The following is a 15,873-nucleotide window of genomic DNA, read 5'->3' on the forward strand; positions in this document are numbered from 1 at the left end:
TATGATTTGCCTAATGATTTCGACAAAATCGGAGGCGAGCTATGGGCGGTCTAGGAAGCGGGCGGCACTGGCACTGGAACACGAAGAACACCGTGACAGACTACCGCGCGTTGGACGTTCGGCGCTGGGCGCGTGACGGGCTTCTCAATCCCTGCAATCGGTTCGGCTGGCAATGGACTGTGGACGGCGAAAAGACCGGCTCAATCCAAGTGGCTGTTGAGCGAAACAGCGTCAGACTCATTTACCGATGCAAAGAGAACGGTAGCGATTGGGAGGACATAGAGTATCCCGTTTGGCTGACGTCCACGGCCTGCAACTACGGCGGCGAACGCCAGTGGTTCCTATGTCCTGCGTACGGATGCGGTCGAAGGGTCGCCAAACTCTACGGCGGTCGCATTTTTGCGTGCAGGCATTGCCACCAGCTCGCCTACCCTTCTCAGCGAGAAAAGAGCTACGACAGGGCCGCGCGGAAGGCTGACAAAATCAGAACCCGGCTGGGCTGGGACTTGGGCCTTGAGGGTTTGCCCCGTGGACGACCGAAAGGGATGCATCGCAATACCTATGAACGGTTGTCTAGGCAGGTGTGGGAACTGACCGATGAAGCGGAGGAAGGATTCGCGGCGCATTTTGCTTTCGCGCTGCTTAAACTGGACCCATCATTGCAACCTTAGTGCAGTCGCGTAGGGGGACGAAAAGGGGGATTGAAGTGGGGTTAAAACCCGTTTCCCCTTTAAAAACAAATATTTAGTTACCCGAAGTGGTGCCGCTGAAGGGACTCGAACCCCCGACCCCATCATTACGAATGACGTGCTCTACCAGCTGAGCTACAGCGGCACACCGCTTCGGTGCGCGGTGATTATCACCACAATTTCACGGTGTGTAGCCCTAATTTTTGGTCTCGGGTTCCGCGTCCTCAGCCGGTGTCACATCGACCACATCCTCGGCCGCCTCCTGGGTTTCCTGGAGGGGTTCCGCATCCGCTTCGGGCGCGTCCACAACCATCTCCGGGTCCGGCGCGATATCCGGCGCGCCGACGAGGAGCGTGTCCATACGGGCACCGCCCGGCATCCGCACGTCGCCCTCAGTCGGCTCAGTCCAGCTCAGAGTATCGAAGGCCCCGCAATTGGCGCAGATCGGAGTCCAGTCGCCGTGGATGTGATGACACTTGTCGCAGACCCACTGAGGTCCGCGGGGCGCGACGACCGCCTTAGCCAGCCATCCCCGTATCTCGCTGTCAGGTGCCTCAAGCCCCCGCTCGATAGCAGCCATAAGGGTGAGCACGCGCTGCGTCGGTTTGGTCGTCGGTAGGTCGCCCAGCGCATCCCGCGCCTTCTGGTAGTTCCCGGCGGAGATCTGAAGTTCGGCGAGGAGCATCCGAGTTTCCGGGCTGTCGGGATGCTCCTTGGTCAGCGTCTTGAACCGCTTGAGACGCTCATCGGCGCTTTCGTCCGGCTTGATCTCGGCAAAGGCTGCGGCAATGTCCGGGTGCGGCGTGACCTTGTAGGCCTTGCTCAAAACGCGGGCAGCGTAACGGGGGTTTTCCTGCTCCATGTAGGACCGCGCAGCGAGGATCGCGGCGGGCACAAGATCGGGCGAGAGCCTGTTGGCTTCGATCGCGGCCTCTCGTGCACGGATCGAGTTGCCCTCTTCGAAGACGCCCTTGGCTTCCTGCAAGGCGAGCACGGCATCGCGACGCTTGCCGACATCCTTTGGAAGTGCCCCGTGCTTGACCTTCTTGCCAAGCGTATCGCGCGCGCCGGTCCAGTCGTTTTGAGTGGCTTGCAGCGCGAGGAGGACATCGCCCGTTTCCGCGTGCTGGGGCTTCAGCGCGAAGGCCTTTTCCGCCAGTTTCATCGCCGTCTCGGTATCGCCCTCTTCGAGCTTTTGCTTCATCAGACCGCGAACACCCACGAAACGGGTCCGCTCATCCGCGAGCAGCCGCTTGTAGACCTGCGTCGCCTTCTTGCGGTCTCCAGCCATCTCGGCCGCCTGCGCCGTGATGAGGTTGGTGAGTTCGGGGCGCCGCAGATACCGCTCGGCCCGCGCTGCCTTGGTGATCGCGGTCCGGTCCTCGCCCGAGGCGAGCGCCATCATCCCTTCGGCCAGCGCCTGATACCCCTTACGCTCGCGGTTCCGGTCGAAATGACGGGAAATCGCCGTCTCATCTCCGTTCAGGAAGCGGATCGTGGCGACGATCAGCCCCGCGAGCTTGAGTATCAGCCAAAGCACAAGGACCAGAACGATCAGCGCGATCACTGCCTGCAAAGCGCCGAGGTTGAATTCCATTCCGCCAACGTCGATACGCATGCCGCCATCGGTTTCCAGAAGGTAGGCCGCGCCGATCGTAGCTGCGCCGATCAGGACGACGAACAGAACGATCTTGAAAAGGGACCAGAGCATTACGTCTTCCTTATTGGTTCAGTGTGTCGGCAAGCGACGAACCGGCTTCGAGGGCCACAAGCCGCGTACGGGCCCGTGCGATCCAGTCGTCCATCGCGGGCTGCGCGGCCTCAGGCATTGCTTCCAGCTCACTCAGAGCCTGCGCGATACGGCCGTTCTGAAGTTCGAATTCAGCGCGCGACAGGATCGCATCCGGGTCGTCCCCTTCCTGCGGTTCCAGCGAGCGGGTGCCGAGCTGCGTGCGCAAGAATGCCTCGCCACGCCCGATTTCACCCGCCTCGACCATCGCACGCAGGCTGTCATCCAGCGCGGCCCGCGCCATTTCGGGGAAGCTTTCCTGAAGTGCGCCGAGAGTTGGCACGCCATCGTTCGCCACATTCGCGAGACCATCGGGTGCTTCCGCGCCGGTGGCAGTCGTCAGGTCGAACAGAGCGTCGTCGAAGGGCTGACCGGAATCGAGCGCCGCCATGATCCGGGACAGGGCGGCGCGAGCCGATGCCGCCTGAGCCGATTGCGCAGCGTTCGCTTGAAGCGCTTCGGCATCCTCCTGCTGCGCCCTGAGGTTCTCAAGTTCGCGGTCGAGCATGGCGCGCATGTCCGCGAGCTCACGCTCATAGGCCGCCGCCGCGGTTTCCGCCGCTTCGGAGCTGTCGCCACTCGGCATCTTCTCAAGCGTGGTCAGACGTTCCTCGAATCCGTTGACGGTGGCAGTGAGCTCATCGATACGCGATTGCGTGGCTAGAATATTTGCCCTGAGCGCATCTCCGAGCTCTTCCACTGAAGAGTCGGCCCCCAGACTCTCGATCTCCTGTGCCTGCGCATCGACCCGCTCTCGCAAGGCGGCGATCTCGTCACTCTGTGCGGCGACCGTTTCTCTCATTGGATCGGCTTCGGTCGTCTCGAACGGCCAGCCACCAGACATGAACTGAGCGATGCCGAACCCAATGAAGCCTGCGATCAGGCCGCCCAGAACCATGCCGCCAAGCGCGGTGCCGCCGCCACTGCTCGACTTCGGCTCCGCAACAACGGGCATAGCCGTGGCGGGGGCATCGTTATCTTCTGGCTGCGGTTTGTCTTCGACGGGCGACTTGGCTTCGCTACTACCCCAAGGGGCTTCCGACTCAGGCGTCGCATCCTCGGATTCGCCATTCGACTCGGCGACCGCGTCGGTATCGTCCTCGGCCGCTGCTTCCGTCTCGGGTTCGGACGACGGTTCAGCCTTGGCGTCATCCTCTCCCGGCGTCTGAGTTACTTCGCCGTCACCGACGATGACCGCGTCTTCGACTTCATCCGTCTTGGAATTGTCGGTCGCCGGGTCTTTCGCCGTTTCCTTGCGGGATTTCGGGGACTTCGCCACGCGCTCACCTCTTCGAATCTGCATCCGCGACCCGAAAGGCGCGGAACTTGCCCTGACCTTAGCGGTGGGTCACTGGAGCCTCAAGGCGGGTCACCCACCTGCCGCCGCGACAATCCGCGCGATCATTTCCTGACCATCCGGGTCGTCGCACACCTCAACCGCATGTCCAACCGCCGTGCGGCAAACGTCCGCTACGGCCGGACTCAACGCGATCAGATGCACATTGGGTCCCAAGGTGACGTTTTGAGAGAACAGCCTTTGCGCCGATCGGGCAGACCAGAGTGGGAGGATGGTTGGTTCGTCTCCCCCCAAAGCAGCCTTCGCCTCTTGGCTCAATTCCTCATCTAACTGCACATACACCACGACAGAATGTGTCTCTATCCCAGCAGAAGTCAGTCGTGAAGCAATGTTTCCCCGTGTCTCTTGTCCATGCGCATGGACCAGCGGACCTGTAGCAGTGATGCGGTTGACGAGGTCGCCCGCGTCCCGGGCAACAAGCTGCACCACGCCGCCGGATTCCTCGGCGGTACGCGCCCCAACGCTGTAAACGGGAATACCCTGGAGGCTCGGGAGGTAGGTCACTGCATTGGCTGAGGTCAGTATGACGCCACGATAGCGGGACAGATCGACCTCGGCGCCGGTTCCTGCGATCTGCGTGACCGGTGAAATCAGGGTCGGAATGCCTGAAAGCTCGGCTGCTACGCGCGTCGAAGCAGCCTCTGGCCGGGTCAGGATCACCGTTGGTCTTGGCTTCATAGGGTCTCGCGGGATGGACGGGGACGGTGCGCCTTGGTATCCCGGCGTGACCTTTGGAGCAACCGGCGCACCATGTCCCACACCGTCACGATACTTGGGCTCGAAAGCAGCTGCGACGACACCGCAGCGGCGATCGTGCGGGATGTTCCCGGTGTCGGGCCCGAGATCCTGTCATCCGTCGTCGCCGGGCAGACCGCGCTACACGTCGACTTCGGCGGCGTAGTCCCGGAAATCGCTGCGCGAGCGCATACGGAAAAGCTCGATTCATGTGTCGAGGAAGCACTGGCCGAGTCCGGACTGAGCCTTGCCGAAATCGACGCCATTGCGGTTACTGCCGGTCCGGGCCTTATCGGTGGGGTTCTTGCGGGCGTGATGACAGCAAAAGGGCTGTCGGCAGCCTTGGGAGTTCCCCTTATCGGTGTCAATCACCTGGCCGGTCACGCGCTGACACCAAGGCTGACGGATGGGGTGAATTATCCCTATCTCATGCTACTCGTGTCGGGTGGCCATTGCCAATTTCTGATCGCGGCAGGTCCAGGCACATTCACGCGCCTTGGCGGGACTATTGACGACGCCCCCGGCGAGGCTTTCGACAAGACTGCACGCCTCCTTGGACTGCCACAGCCCGGTGGACCTGCCGTGGAGCGTGCGGCCGTGGCTGGCGACGCCACGCAATTCCGCCTCCCCCGTCCCCTACTGGACCGACCGGGTTGTGATATGAGCTTTTCCGGGCTCAAGACTGCCCTCCTGCGGGAGCGAGACCGGATCGTCGCAGAAAAAGGTGGACTCAGAGTTCAGGATCGCTCGGACCTTTGCGCGGCCTTTCAGTGCGCCGTTACGGATGTGCTTGCCGAGAAATCGCGCAGGGCCATTGCAGAATACCTCACGCTTGCCCCTGACACGCCGCTCTTTGCGGTTGCCGGCGGCGTTGCCGCGAATTCGGCTATTCGGGCCGCGTTAGAGACTGTATCTGATGTCTCTGGAGTGAAGTTTCTCGCGCCGCCGCTGGCCCTGTGCACCGACAACGCGGCCATGATCGCATGGGCCGGGATCGAGCGGTTCAGATCCGGGGCGCGAGACGACATGACGCTCGCCGCCCGGCCTCGCTGGCCGCTCGACGAGGGGGCCGCCCCTATGCTGGGCTCGGGTAAGAAGGGGGCGAAGGCATGAACATTTCCGTACTTGGTGCCGGAGCCTTCGGGACGTCCCTCGCCATCGCCCTGTCTCGCGCGGGCAAGGACGTGACGCTATGGGCGCGGGACGCGGGGGACATGGCCAAGAGCCGTGAAAACGTGCGTCGGTTGCCCGGGCACGCGCTTCCCGATCGCCTTGTGATCACGGAAAACATGGAGGCGTTTGGTGCCGACATCGTTTTGCTTGCCGTACCAATGCAAACCCTGCGTGGCTTTCTGGCCGAGCATTGCGAGCGCTTCAGTGGTACGACGCTCGTGGCCACCTGTAAGGGAATCGATCTCGAAACGGGGGACGGTCCAGGTGAGATCATTCGCAAGTCGTGCCCCGATGCTCACCCGGCGCTTCTGTCCGGCCCCAGCTTTGCCGTTGATGTGGCAGCCGGGCTCCCGACCGCCCTGACCGTCGCAGCAAAAGACCCTATTGCGCTGCAAAATGCCCTGACGGGTGGAAACCTTCGTCTATACCGATCCACTGACCTGCCAGGCGTCGAAACCGGTGGTGCCATGAAGAACGTCATCGCAATTGCCTGTGGCCTTGCCATTGGCGCAGGGCTTGGAGAGTCCGCTCGGGCCGCTCTCATGACACGGGGCTTCGCGGAGATGAACCGCTTCGCAATTGCCCGTGGAGCTGAGTCCGATACGCTTCAGGGCTTATCTGGTTTCGGCGATCTGACCCTGACCTGCACATCGGAGAAATCCCGCAACTTCGCCTATGGCCTTGCATTGGGTCGAGGCGAGGTTCTGGCCGAGGGCGTCACGATCGAGGGCAAAGCGACCGCCAAAGCCGTCTCTAATGCGGCAGAAAAGGCCGGAATCGACATGCCGATCACCAATATGGTGGTCGCGGTCATGTCCGGCCATATCACCATCAACGAGGCGAGCGAACTCCTCCTCGCTCGCCCGCTCAAGGAGGAATGAATGTTCGCCGTCATCTGCACAGACAAACCCGGATCGCTGGAGGTCCGTAAATCCAACCGTGACGCGCACCTTGCATATATCGAGGAAACCGGCGTCGTCCTGATGGCTGGTCCGTTCCTCGACGATAACGGCGATATGTGCGGGTCGCTGGTAATCCTGTCGGTGACGACGCGCGCCGCGGCGATGGACTGGGCGAAAGGCGATCCTTACGCCAAGGCCGAGCTCTTCTCGGATGTCCGCGTCGAGGAATGGAAAAAGGTTGTAGGCTGATGCGCTACTGGCTGTTCAAGACCGAGCCGAATACCTGGGGGTGGGACGACCAGGTCGCCAAAGGGGAGACCGGTGAGGAATGGGACGGTGTGCGCAACTACCAGGCCCGTAACAACATGCGCGAGATGAAGATCGGCGACCGAGGGTTTTTCTATCATTCGGTGAACGAGAAGCGCATCGTCGGGATCGTCGAGGTTTGCGCCGAGATCCACCCCGACAGCACGACCGACGACGACCGCTGGGAGTGCGTGGACATCAAAGCCGTGGAGCCTTTGAAAAAACCCGTCACGCTCGACATGATCAAGGAAGAACCGCGACTCGCGGACATGGTCCTCGTTAACAACTCCCGACTTTCGGTTCAGCCCGTGGCGGAAGACGAATGGCAGATCGTTCTCGAGCTGTCTGGCGAAAAAGGCTAGGGGCTTGGGAAAACTCGCTGCATAGTTTTTGCACAAAAAACAGTCAGTGAGGGTCACTCGTGGAAATCATCAACGTAATCGCCGCTGCCGCCGCTGCCTGGATTTTCGGCGCGGTCTGGTACATGGCGCTTTCGAAGCCCTGGATGCGTGTCTCAGGGGTCAAGGTCGACGAACAGACCGGACGACCGGCAGGCGGCGCGCTTCCATTCATTCTTTCCGCTGTCGCGATGGTCGTGGTCGCCGGCTTCATGCGGCACGTCTTCGCCATGGCCGGGATCGGGACCATTGCCGAAGGCCTGGTTGCCGGGCTTGGGGTCGGGCTGTTCTTCATCGCGCCCTGGACGCTGATCAACAACGCCTATTCGGGCCGGCCCTTCCTGCTAACAGTGATCGACAGCGGGTATTCCGTTTTCGGCTGCGCGATTATCGGCGCGGTCCTGACGGCTTTCTGAAAAAAAATGGAGGGCCCGACCCCTCGTCGGACCCTCCATCCACCCCACATGCTCCCTCAGCACCGCATGTGTCTTTGAATTAAGGTCCGACCATCCTGGCCGATGACCTGAAGCTAGGTCAAAGCAGCGAGTCGCGCAACGCGCAAGTGTCTGAAATTAAAAGCATTCCGGTAAAGCGGTCTTAACCAAAAAGGGCGGCCTGATGGCCGCCCGCTCTCATGTCGCCAAAGTCTCTTTCAGCTGTAGACAGACTCTTTGCCGAAATGCTTCACCAGCATGTAGTAGACCACGGCGCGATATTTGTTGCGCTCGGATCTGCCATAGGTCTCGATCACGGCGTTGATCGCGTCCATCAGTTGCGGGCCATCTGTCAGACCGAGCTTCTTGACGAGGAAGTTGTTCTTTACCGTTTCCAGCTCATGCTCCTGACCTGCCGCGACGGTTTCTGCATCCGGGTTGTAGATGGAGGGACCGCAACCAATCGTCACCTTCGTCAGCAGGTCCATGTCGGGGGTCATCCCGCACTTGTTTTTCAGATCGTCCGCATACTTGGCGATCTTCTCGTCACGTTTTCCCATGGTAGGCTCCCAGTTCTGTCCGTAGGGCGCGCGCCCCTCGGACCGGAGATTAGGCGCAAATGTGCCGAATCCAAAGAAAATTATCCCTTGCTCATTGGCCCTACCCAATTCGCGCGGGATGGCGCAACATGGGCCGTCACACAACCAATCGGAGGGTACAATGGGACTTTGGAATTTCGTGAAGGGGGCGGGAAAATCGCTCTTCGGCGGCGAGGACGCGAAGAACGAAGACGCACTCAAGAAGGAAGTCGAGGACCTTGGGGTGTCGACCGAGGGGCTCGAGATCAAGGTCGAAGGCGACAAGGTCAAGGTGAGTGGCGGGTCGATGACGACCGAAGAAAAGGAAAAGGTGATCCTTGCCGTCGGCAACGTCGAAGGCATTTCCGAGGTCGAGGCAGATGTCGAGACCGAGACGCTTTTTCACACTGTTGAGAAAGGCGACACGCTTTGGGCGATTTCCCAGAAAACGCTCGGCGACGGCGCACGCTACAACGAAATTTTCGAAGCCAACAAGCCGATGCTGAAGCATCCGGACAAGATTTATCCGGGACAGTTGCTCCGCATTCCGACCTGAGTCTTACTCGAATTTCGGATCAGGCCCGGCTCTGCGCCGGGCCTTTTTCGTCGTATCCGATGCGAGCACACCGGTGGCGTTAGGCCGAGGTCAGGCACGATGGACACTTCGGTCGCAAACAGACAGCGGGGAATGAACGAAATGCGTTGCCCTATGCCTGCTCGAATGCCGCCAAACCTGCCTCGATTTCTTCCAGCGATAAACTGCCTGGAGCCGTCCCTTCACATGCCATACGCACGGCCAAGGCGGAAAAATAGCTGTTCACCGGAACAGGCACGCCATTCAAGCACCCGAGCCGGACGACCTCACCATTGAGCCAGTCGGTTTCGACGCGCGCGCTTTTGCGCAGAAAGCTTTGTGCAGTCGAAGTGCCGACACCCTCATATCCCGGCACCGGCGTGTGGTTCATATGCAAGGGCGCGCCCGGAAGCGCGCCCTTTTTTCTCTCGTCAAAACCGCAGTCTTACTGAGTCGTTTCGGTCTCGGCTTCCATTTCCGTATCGGCTTCCATGTCGTCTGCCGACCCGTCGCTTTCGGCATCGGCATCGGTCGCGGTATCGGCGCCCAAGGCGGCTTCGCCTTCGGAGTCGGTGCCCGCTTCGACATTTGCTTCGGGTTCCTCTGCCATTCCGGTATCCGCATCCGCTTCCGTGTCGGTCTCTGTCGCGCTGTCAGCGCCGGAGCTGTTTTCTGTGTCCGTTTCGGCAGCGGCCGGGTCTTCGCCGGCGGCTTCGTCTTCCAGCAGCAAATCGGCAATCGGAGTCTCGTCGGGAAGTCCCTCGACGCCGGATTCGTCGAATTCCGGCTGCTCTTTCAGGGTTTCCTTGTCGGTGGACAGGACGAATGACATTCCGTCTTCGCGCAGTTCGAAGTCCGTCAGCGGCAGGGCGACCGTATATTCGCCCAGGCCGAGGAACCCGCCGATCCCGATGACGGCTTTCGCGCCGTCCGATTCTTCGACGACATAGTCGATTTCGGCGATCCGGTCGCCCTCGGGATCGTAGGCCACGAAGCCCACCACATCGCCGACGGTCATTTCGTCCAAGGACGTGAACGTCGGAGCCTGAGCCACCTCGCCATCCATGCCGGTGGTGTCGGACATATCGCCGGTCATGCCGTCTTCCATGCCGGTTTGCGGCTCAGACATCATCGTGTCATCCGCCGGCTCTTCCATCGAATTGTCTTGGGCAAGGGCGCCACCGGCCACCATGGCCGCGATACCAGCACCCATCATGAGGGTCTTGAGTTTCATAGCGTGCCTCCTTTTCGCTCGCTGATTGCGGACTCAATAGGAAGGCGGGTGGGGTGGTTCCCCACAGTCGCGCCGCCGCATTGCGGCATGGCGGCCATTGGCCGATGGAGTCTTTACAGATGGGCCGAATACCGCCCGCCGAGGATCCCGGCGGGAACCGGCCGAACCCAAAATCTAGGTTCTGATGGACGAGTTAGAGTGCGTCAGTCTGCAATACAATTCGGCCAGGTCCCCCGACCTGGACAGGACCTCACGTCGTCGAGTCCTTTCGTCGTTAGCGTGGTAGGTGAACGGATCGGGGCGCCGGTGGTGTCGGTTCCCGACCACGTCCCATCGGACTCGACGCTAATCGACCATGAGCCCGACGCGCTCGTACCGGTCCCGAACCGGGCGACACTCGGGTCCGCTTCGGTATCAGTGACCTCCGGCGCACGCTCCGGATCTGTCATCCCAGTGTTCTGCGCCAGTCCGTGCCGCAGAAACGCGTCGAACCGCGCGGAGGCCATCTCATAGCAGATTGCGACAAGGCCCGGGTCCGCTTGAAAAAAAGCACCGGGGAAGCCGCAATCCCCGGCTGCAAACTGAATCTCCCGCGGAAGATTGAAGTTTTCCGTTACCAGCGGGGCGATCTTTTCAAGGAACCTCATGTCCCGGAGCATCAACGCCATCATTTCGTTGAGACCTGGATCAGGCGCGGCATATTCAATCGTGATGTCACCGCCATCCCGAGCCATGTCGGCGGCAAGCAGGTGCGGTTCTAGCACCGTACGCCAGCTGTCCAGCGCGCGTTTCGAAATCCACTCGCATTTCTCGCGCCGCTCCATAGGCATGTCCATCATCTCTGCGATCGGCGCATATCGCTCGGCATTTCTACCGATGAGGAGGCATGTCGCGTGGTAGGCCCGTTGAAGGTTCAGACTGTGTTCGTCGTAGAATTGCTCATTCGTCAGGGTCGATGGGTCGTTCGTCGCCATCGACCATTCCTGAATGGCGGCTGTCAGCGTGGCGTAGGTGTCGCCGTCCTCGTTACCGACAAGGAGAGCGACCGCCAGGGTGTCTGCGGCGTCCTCCTCCCACCCCAACACTGGCAGGTCGAACTCGTGGATCAGCAGGTGGGCGATTTCGTGATAAGCCACGAATTCGAGGCTTTGCCATGTCCGACGCATCGCGTTCACGACCTGCTCGACCGGAATCCCCGGGTTCGTGGCGACAAACTGCTCCGCAATCCCGCGTGCAACGTCATCGTCGGTCGGCTGGGCAAGAAGCGGTTGTGAGAGTGCTACAGTTAGGGCGATGGAGGTGAGCAGGCGGCGCATTGGACTCTCCCGTCAAAGACCAATGATCGGGTCAGACACCCCGACTCTGTCAATACTAGAGCGTCGCAGGGCCCCAAAAAGTGAAGCGCCGCCACCCCGATTGGGTGACGGCGCCTCAAGAATCACATGAACTGATGGTGTCAGTACCGGTAATGCTCAGGTTTGTAGGGACCATCGACCGAAACGCCGATGTAATCAGCCTGATCCTTCTGGAGTTCGGTCAACTTCACCCCGATCCGGTCAAGGTGCAGCCGCGCGACCTTTTCGTCGAGGTGCTTGGGCAGGATGTAGACCTCGTTCTTGTAGTTCTCACCACGAGTCCAGAGTTCGATCTGGGCCAGGACCTGATTGGTGAAGGAGGCCGACATCACGAAGGACGGGTGGCCAGTGGCATTGCCGAGGTTCAGCAGACGGCCTTCGGAAAGGAGAATGATCCGTGCGCCCGAAGGCATCTCGATCATGTCCACCTGTTCCTTTATGTTAGTCCACTTGTGGTTCTTGAGGCTCGCCACCTGGATCTCGTTGTCGAAGTGGCCGATGTTGCCGACGATGGCCATGTCCTTCATCGCGCGCATGTGCTCGATGCGGATGATGTCCTTGTTGCCGGTCGTGGTGATGAAGATGTCCGCACTGTCGACGACATCTTCGAGGCGGACGACCTCGAACCCATCCATTGCGGCCTGAAGTGCGCAGATCGGGTCGATCTCGGTGATTTTCACACGCGCTCCAGCGCCGCTCAGCGAGGCGGCGGAGCCTTTGCCAACGTCACCGTAGCCACAGACCACGGCGACCTTGCCGGCCATCATCGTGTCAGTGGCGCGGCGGATGCCGTCGACCAACGATTCCTTGCAGCCGTATTTGTTGTCGAACTTCGACTTGGTAACGCTGTCGTTCACGTTGATGGCGGGGAACGGCAGGTGGCCGGTTTCCATCATCTTGTAGAGACGGTGAACACCGGTCGTCGTTTCTTCCGATACGCCTTTGAGCAGTTCGCGCTGTTTGACGAACCAGCCGGGGCTTTCCTTCAGACGCTTCTTGATTTGCGCGAAGAGGAATTCCTCTTCTTCCGAAGTGGGCGTTTCGATGAGATCGGTTTCGCCCTCTTCCACCCGCGCGCCCATGAGGATGTAGAGCGTGGCGTCGCCGCCGTCGTCGAGGATCATGTTCGCGCCACCTTCCTCGAACTGGAAGATACGGTCGGCGTAGTCCCAGTATTCCTCCAGCGTTTCGCCTTTCACGGCAAAAACCGGCGTCCCGCCCGCAGCGATGGAGGCCGCAGCGTGGTCCTGCGTCGAAAAGATGTTGCAGGAGGCCCAGCGCACCTGCGCGCCGAGTGCCACCAGCGTCTCGATCAGAACAGCGGTCTGGATCGTCATGTGGAGCGAACCGGCGATGCGTGCACCCTTGAGCGGCTGGGCATCCCCGTACTCTTCCCGTAGAGCCATGAGGCCCGGCATCTCCGTCTCGGCGATGTCGAGTTCCTTGCGGCCATACTCGGCGAGTGAAATATCCTTAACGATATAGTCTTTTGTCACGGGAGGTCTCCGTCCGGGGTGCTTTTGCGGGTTGCTAGCACCGTTGGTGGGGGGGCGCAACGTCAGCGGATTGACAGCGCTGCGAGGTTCGGGACACATCGGCCAAAAGGTCGAGGCATGCCGGAAACTATCTGCGAAAACGAATATGGTCGATACTCGGTCCCCGGTGGACTCGATGCACGTCCTGCCGTGCGGCTCATCAAGGCTGGCAAGGTCTATGAACCGAACACCATCGCCTTCATGCGCGCGCAGGCGGGTTCAGGGGACATTGTGCATGCGGGAACCTTTTTCGGGGACTTCCTGCCTGCCTTATCCGACGCGCTGGCACCAAACGCACATCTGTGGGCGTTCGAGCCGAACCCGGACAGTTTTGCCCATGCCGAACGGACCATCGCGCTCAACGATCTTGGCAATATCACTTTGACCAATGCGGCCTTGTCGGATCGCCCCGGGCACATCTTTTTTCGCACGCATGAGAATGGCGAACCGTTGGGCGGACATTCAAGCGTTGTCGAGGCACCGGGTGAAGGGGTGACACGAGTCGATGCGGTCACGCTGGACACCGTCGTGCCTGGAGACCGGGACGTTTCCATCGTTCAACTCGACGTCGAAGGTCACGAATGCGCAGCACTTCTGGGGGCGCAACAGCTCCTCGCCCGCTGCCGGCCAATCGTAATCCTTGAAGATTTTTTTCAAGTCGATTGGCTGAAAGACACATTCCCGGAAGTTGGATTCGACCGTGTCGCCAGCGTCCACGGGAACCGCGTATTCCTGCCGACAGGGAGGGAGGTCTGATGGCACGCGCCTGGCAACGGATGCTTTCGGGTCGGCGGCTCGACCTGCTCGACCCGACACCTGTAGATATCGAAATTGAGGACATCGCCCACGGCCTCGCCTTCGTCGCGCGCTGGAATGGACAAACGTACGGAGACTTTCCCTATTCCGTGGCCGAGCATTCGCTTCTGGTGGAGGAACTTTTCGGACGGATGAACCCGTCCGCCCCGCAGAAGTGGCGCCTCGCCGCGTTACTCCACGATGCCCCTGAATACGTCATCGGTGACATGATCTCGCCGGTAAAGGCCGCGGTCGGGCCGGGTTACGGAGAGCTGGACGACCGACTCATGTCTGCCATCCATATCCGCTTCGGCCTCCCGGCAAGTGTGCCGGCTACCGTCAAGAAGGCGATCAAACGGGCCGATCGCGTGTCGGCCTGGCTGGAAGCCACGCAGATCGCCGGGTTCCGGATGGCCGAGGCTGACCGGTTCTTCGGCCACCCCGACGAAGGGCTGATATCCGACCTGACCATCGACTTGCGGCCACCGGTCGAGGTGCGCCATGCCTTCGTCGCACGGCACGAAGCGCTTCTGGCTCGGCTTTAGAGACTATTCAGAGCGTAGCGCCCGCGCGAAGTTCCATTGCATACCCTTCGCTTTGCGATCCCTTTACACCCAGTGATCCATAGAGCGTCACGACATGCCCCATAACGATGAGCGCCGGGCCAGGCAGGTCGGCCTTTGCCACCTGTCCCTCGATTTCATCGAGCCGCGCGATGATGACACGCTGTTCAAGCCTGGTTCCATTGTCGATCACCGCGACGGGCATGTCCGCCTCCACGCCCTGTTCGAGAGCGCGTTTGGCAAGTTCTCCCAATGCATTCAGGCCCATGTAGACGACGACTGTCTGCCCTTTGCGGGCATAACGCGTCCAGTCGTGGTCAAGCACACCGCCCGCACCATGCGCCGTAATAAAGACGCAGCTCTGCGCGTGATCGCGGTGGGTCAGAGGGATACCCGCTGCCGCGCCGCAACCAGCGGCCGCCGTGATTCCCGGCACGACCTCCACGGGAATACCATGAGCCGCGACATCCTCCAGTTCCTCGCCACCGCGCCCGAAAATGAATGGATCGCCGCCTTTGAGACGCAAAACCCGCTCTCCCCGCTGGGCGCGTTCTATCATCAGGTCGGTGATCTCGCGCTGCGTTAGAGTATGTTCGTTGGCCTTTTTGCCGACATAGATCCGTTCGGCATCGCGCCGAACGAGCTCGACAATCCCATCGCCAACGAGCCTGTCGTAAAGCACGACATCTGCGTGCTGCATCATGCGGAGTGCCTTGAACGTCAGAAGGTCAGGGTCGCCGGGCCCCGCGCCCACGAGCCAGACTTCGCCGTGTTTCAAGTCGGCGGAGCCACGCGACAAGTCCTCCTTCAACCGCGCTTCTGCTAACCCCTCTTCGCCCGCCAGGAACGCATCGCCAACCGGCCCCTCGATCAGGTTTTCCCAGAACCGGCGGCGATTGCGCCCGTTCGGCACAGCCTCGTATATCCGACCCCGGAAATTTGCGAGGAACAGGGCCAGACGGCCATAGGCCGCCGGCAGCATCGCCTCCATTCGCGCCCTCAGGATTCGGGCGATGACCGGGGCCGCCCCCCCGGTGGATATCGCAATGGTGATAGGCTCACGCTCCACGACCGATGGCGTGATGAAATCGCAGTAAGCCTTTTCGTCCGCCACGTTGACGAGCGCCCCCGCGGCTTTGGCAGCGCGATGCAAGAGCCTGTCACGGTCCGGCTCTTCGGAGGCGCCATAGGCAACGAGGCAGCCCTCGAAATCCGCCTCGACGGGAACCCGCGCGTGATGGTTCAGCCGTTCGTGCCCGATGAAACGTCGCACTTCCTCGGCTGGCTCAGGATCGAACAGGTCGACGAGCGCGCCCGCGTTCAAAGCCCGCTCCACACGGCGAGCGGCAACGGTGGTTCCGCCATCCACGACGACCCGCTTGCCCGCGACTTCGAGAAAGATGGGAAGGTAATCCATGTGCCCGGTCCCTGATGCGTTTTTCTGCATGTCCCGCTT

18 protein-coding genes and 1 tRNA gene are annotated in these 15,873 nt (G+C 61.0%); 9 read left to right on the forward strand and 10 right to left on the reverse strand.

From position 1 onward, the window contains the following. The first annotated feature begins 92 nt into the window (after window positions 1-92). A complete protein-coding gene (locus B2585_RS01600; protein ID WP_292019295.1) occupies window positions 93-671 on the forward strand; it encodes a hypothetical protein in 579 nt (192 codons plus the stop codon). An 87-nt stretch (window positions 672-758) separates the two neighbouring features. On the opposite strand, the gene B2585_RS01605 is transcribed toward B2585_RS01600, so the two are convergent. The 4 genes from B2585_RS01605 to B2585_RS01620 form a co-directional block, all read right to left on the reverse strand. Beyond that, a tRNA-Thr gene (locus B2585_RS01605) sits at window positions 759-834 on the reverse strand. A 51-nt stretch (window positions 835-885) separates the two neighbouring features. Next, entirely contained in the window at window positions 886-2,400 is a 1,515-nt protein-coding gene (locus B2585_RS01610; protein ID WP_292019298.1) for a heme biosynthesis protein HemY, read from the reverse strand. Between the two features lie 10 nt (window positions 2,401-2,410). Then, window positions 2,411-3,757, reverse strand: a complete 1,347-nt coding sequence (locus B2585_RS01615; RefSeq protein ID WP_292019300.1) for a hypothetical protein — start codon at window positions 3,755-3,757, stop codon at window positions 2,411-2,413. Window positions 3,758-3,847: 90 nt separating this feature from the next. Continuing rightward, window positions 3,848-4,495 (reverse strand): uroporphyrinogen-III synthase, encoded by a 648-nt coding sequence (locus B2585_RS01620; RefSeq protein ID WP_292019302.1) that lies wholly within the window; start codon window positions 4,493-4,495, stop codon window positions 3,848-3,850. Window positions 4,496-4,585: 90 nt separating this feature from the next. Here B2585_RS01620 and tsaD point away from each other — a divergent pair, with 90 nt between their 5' ends. From tsaD to B2585_RS01645, 5 genes are read left to right on the forward strand one after another with little or no spacing between them, the layout of a single operon-like run. Next, a complete protein-coding gene (gene tsaD / locus B2585_RS01625) occupies window positions 4,586-5,683 on the forward strand; it encodes a tRNA (adenosine(37)-N6)-threonylcarbamoyltransferase complex transferase subunit TsaD (RefSeq protein ID WP_292019305.1) in 1,098 nt (365 codons plus the stop codon). Continuing rightward, the gene (locus tag B2585_RS01630; RefSeq protein WP_292019307.1) at window positions 5,680-6,624 is read left to right on the forward strand and encodes an NAD(P)H-dependent glycerol-3-phosphate dehydrogenase; all 945 of its coding nucleotides are present in this window, start codon (window positions 5,680-5,682) and stop codon (window positions 6,622-6,624) included. The genes tsaD and B2585_RS01630 overlap by 4 nt, the downstream gene beginning before the upstream one ends. Then, the gene (locus B2585_RS01635) at window positions 6,625-6,894 is read left to right on the forward strand and encodes a YciI family protein (RefSeq protein ID WP_292019308.1); all 270 of its coding nucleotides are present in this window, start codon (window positions 6,625-6,627) and stop codon (window positions 6,892-6,894) included. Beyond that, window positions 6,894-7,313, forward strand: a complete 420-nt coding sequence (locus B2585_RS01640; protein WP_292019310.1) for an EVE domain-containing protein — start codon at window positions 6,894-6,896, stop codon at window positions 7,311-7,313. The genes B2585_RS01635 and B2585_RS01640 overlap by 1 nt, the downstream gene beginning before the upstream one ends. A gap of 59 nt (window positions 7,314-7,372) precedes the next feature. Then, window positions 7,373-7,765 carry a DUF1761 domain-containing protein gene (locus B2585_RS01645; protein ID WP_292019312.1) on the forward strand — a complete coding sequence of 131 codons (393 nt, stop codon included), beginning with the start codon at window positions 7,373-7,375 and terminating at the stop codon, window positions 7,763-7,765. Window positions 7,766-8,001: 236 nt separating this feature from the next. Here the strand turns inward: B2585_RS01645 and B2585_RS01650 are convergent, their stop codons facing one another. Further along, window positions 8,002-8,343, reverse strand: a complete 342-nt coding sequence (locus tag B2585_RS01650) for a DUF2853 family protein (protein WP_292019314.1) — start codon at window positions 8,341-8,343, stop codon at window positions 8,002-8,004. A 160-nt stretch (window positions 8,344-8,503) separates the two neighbouring features. Here B2585_RS01650 and lysM point away from each other — a divergent pair, with 160 nt between their 5' ends. Continuing rightward, a complete protein-coding gene (gene lysM, locus B2585_RS01655) occupies window positions 8,504-8,917 on the forward strand; it encodes a peptidoglycan-binding protein LysM (RefSeq protein WP_292019316.1) in 414 nt (137 codons plus the stop codon). Window positions 8,918-9,068: 151 nt separating this feature from the next. Here the strand turns inward: lysM and B2585_RS01660 are convergent, their stop codons facing one another. From B2585_RS01660 to ahcY, 4 genes are all read right to left on the reverse strand, one after another. Further along, the gene (locus B2585_RS01660) at window positions 9,069-9,326 is read right to left on the reverse strand and encodes a ketopantoate reductase C-terminal domain-containing protein (RefSeq protein ID WP_292019317.1); all 258 of its coding nucleotides are present in this window, start codon (window positions 9,324-9,326) and stop codon (window positions 9,069-9,071) included. Window positions 9,327-9,380: 54 nt separating this feature from the next. Next, complete coding sequence (locus B2585_RS01665) at window positions 9,381-10,169, reverse strand: hypothetical protein (RefSeq protein ID WP_292019319.1); 789 nt, start codon at window positions 10,167-10,169, stop codon at window positions 9,381-9,383. A 203-nt stretch (window positions 10,170-10,372) separates the two neighbouring features. Next, the gene (locus B2585_RS01670; RefSeq protein ID WP_292019321.1) at window positions 10,373-11,485 is read right to left on the reverse strand and encodes a DUF4344 domain-containing metallopeptidase; all 1,113 of its coding nucleotides are present in this window, start codon (window positions 11,483-11,485) and stop codon (window positions 10,373-10,375) included. Window positions 11,486-11,625: 140 nt separating this feature from the next. Continuing rightward, window positions 11,626-13,020: an adenosylhomocysteinase gene (gene ahcY, locus B2585_RS01675; protein WP_292019323.1), complete on the reverse strand. Its 1,395-nt coding sequence runs from the start codon at window positions 13,018-13,020 to the stop codon at window positions 11,626-11,628. A 117-nt stretch (window positions 13,021-13,137) separates the two neighbouring features. Here ahcY and B2585_RS01680 point away from each other — a divergent pair, with 117 nt between their 5' ends. Together B2585_RS01680 and B2585_RS01685 are read left to right on the forward strand one after the other, a co-directional pair. Beyond that, complete coding sequence (locus B2585_RS01680) at window positions 13,138-13,815, forward strand: FkbM family methyltransferase (RefSeq protein WP_292019325.1); 678 nt, start codon at window positions 13,138-13,140, stop codon at window positions 13,813-13,815. Next, entirely contained in the window at window positions 13,815-14,399 is a 585-nt protein-coding gene (locus tag B2585_RS01685; protein WP_292019326.1) for an HD family hydrolase, read from the forward strand. Before B2585_RS01680 ends, B2585_RS01685 begins: the two co-directional genes overlap by 1 nt. A gap of 7 nt (window positions 14,400-14,406) precedes the next feature. On the opposite strand, the gene cysG is transcribed toward B2585_RS01685, so the two are convergent. Next, window positions 14,407-15,834 (reverse strand): siroheme synthase CysG, encoded by a 1,428-nt coding sequence (cysG, locus tag B2585_RS01690; RefSeq protein WP_292019328.1) that lies wholly within the window; start codon window positions 15,832-15,834, stop codon window positions 14,407-14,409. Between the last annotated feature and the right edge of the window lie 39 nt (window positions 15,835-15,873).

The sequence above is a fragment of the Maritimibacter sp. UBA3975 genome, assembly GCF_002384975.1.
GTDB lineage: Bacteria > Pseudomonadota > Alphaproteobacteria > Rhodobacterales > Rhodobacteraceae > Maritimibacter.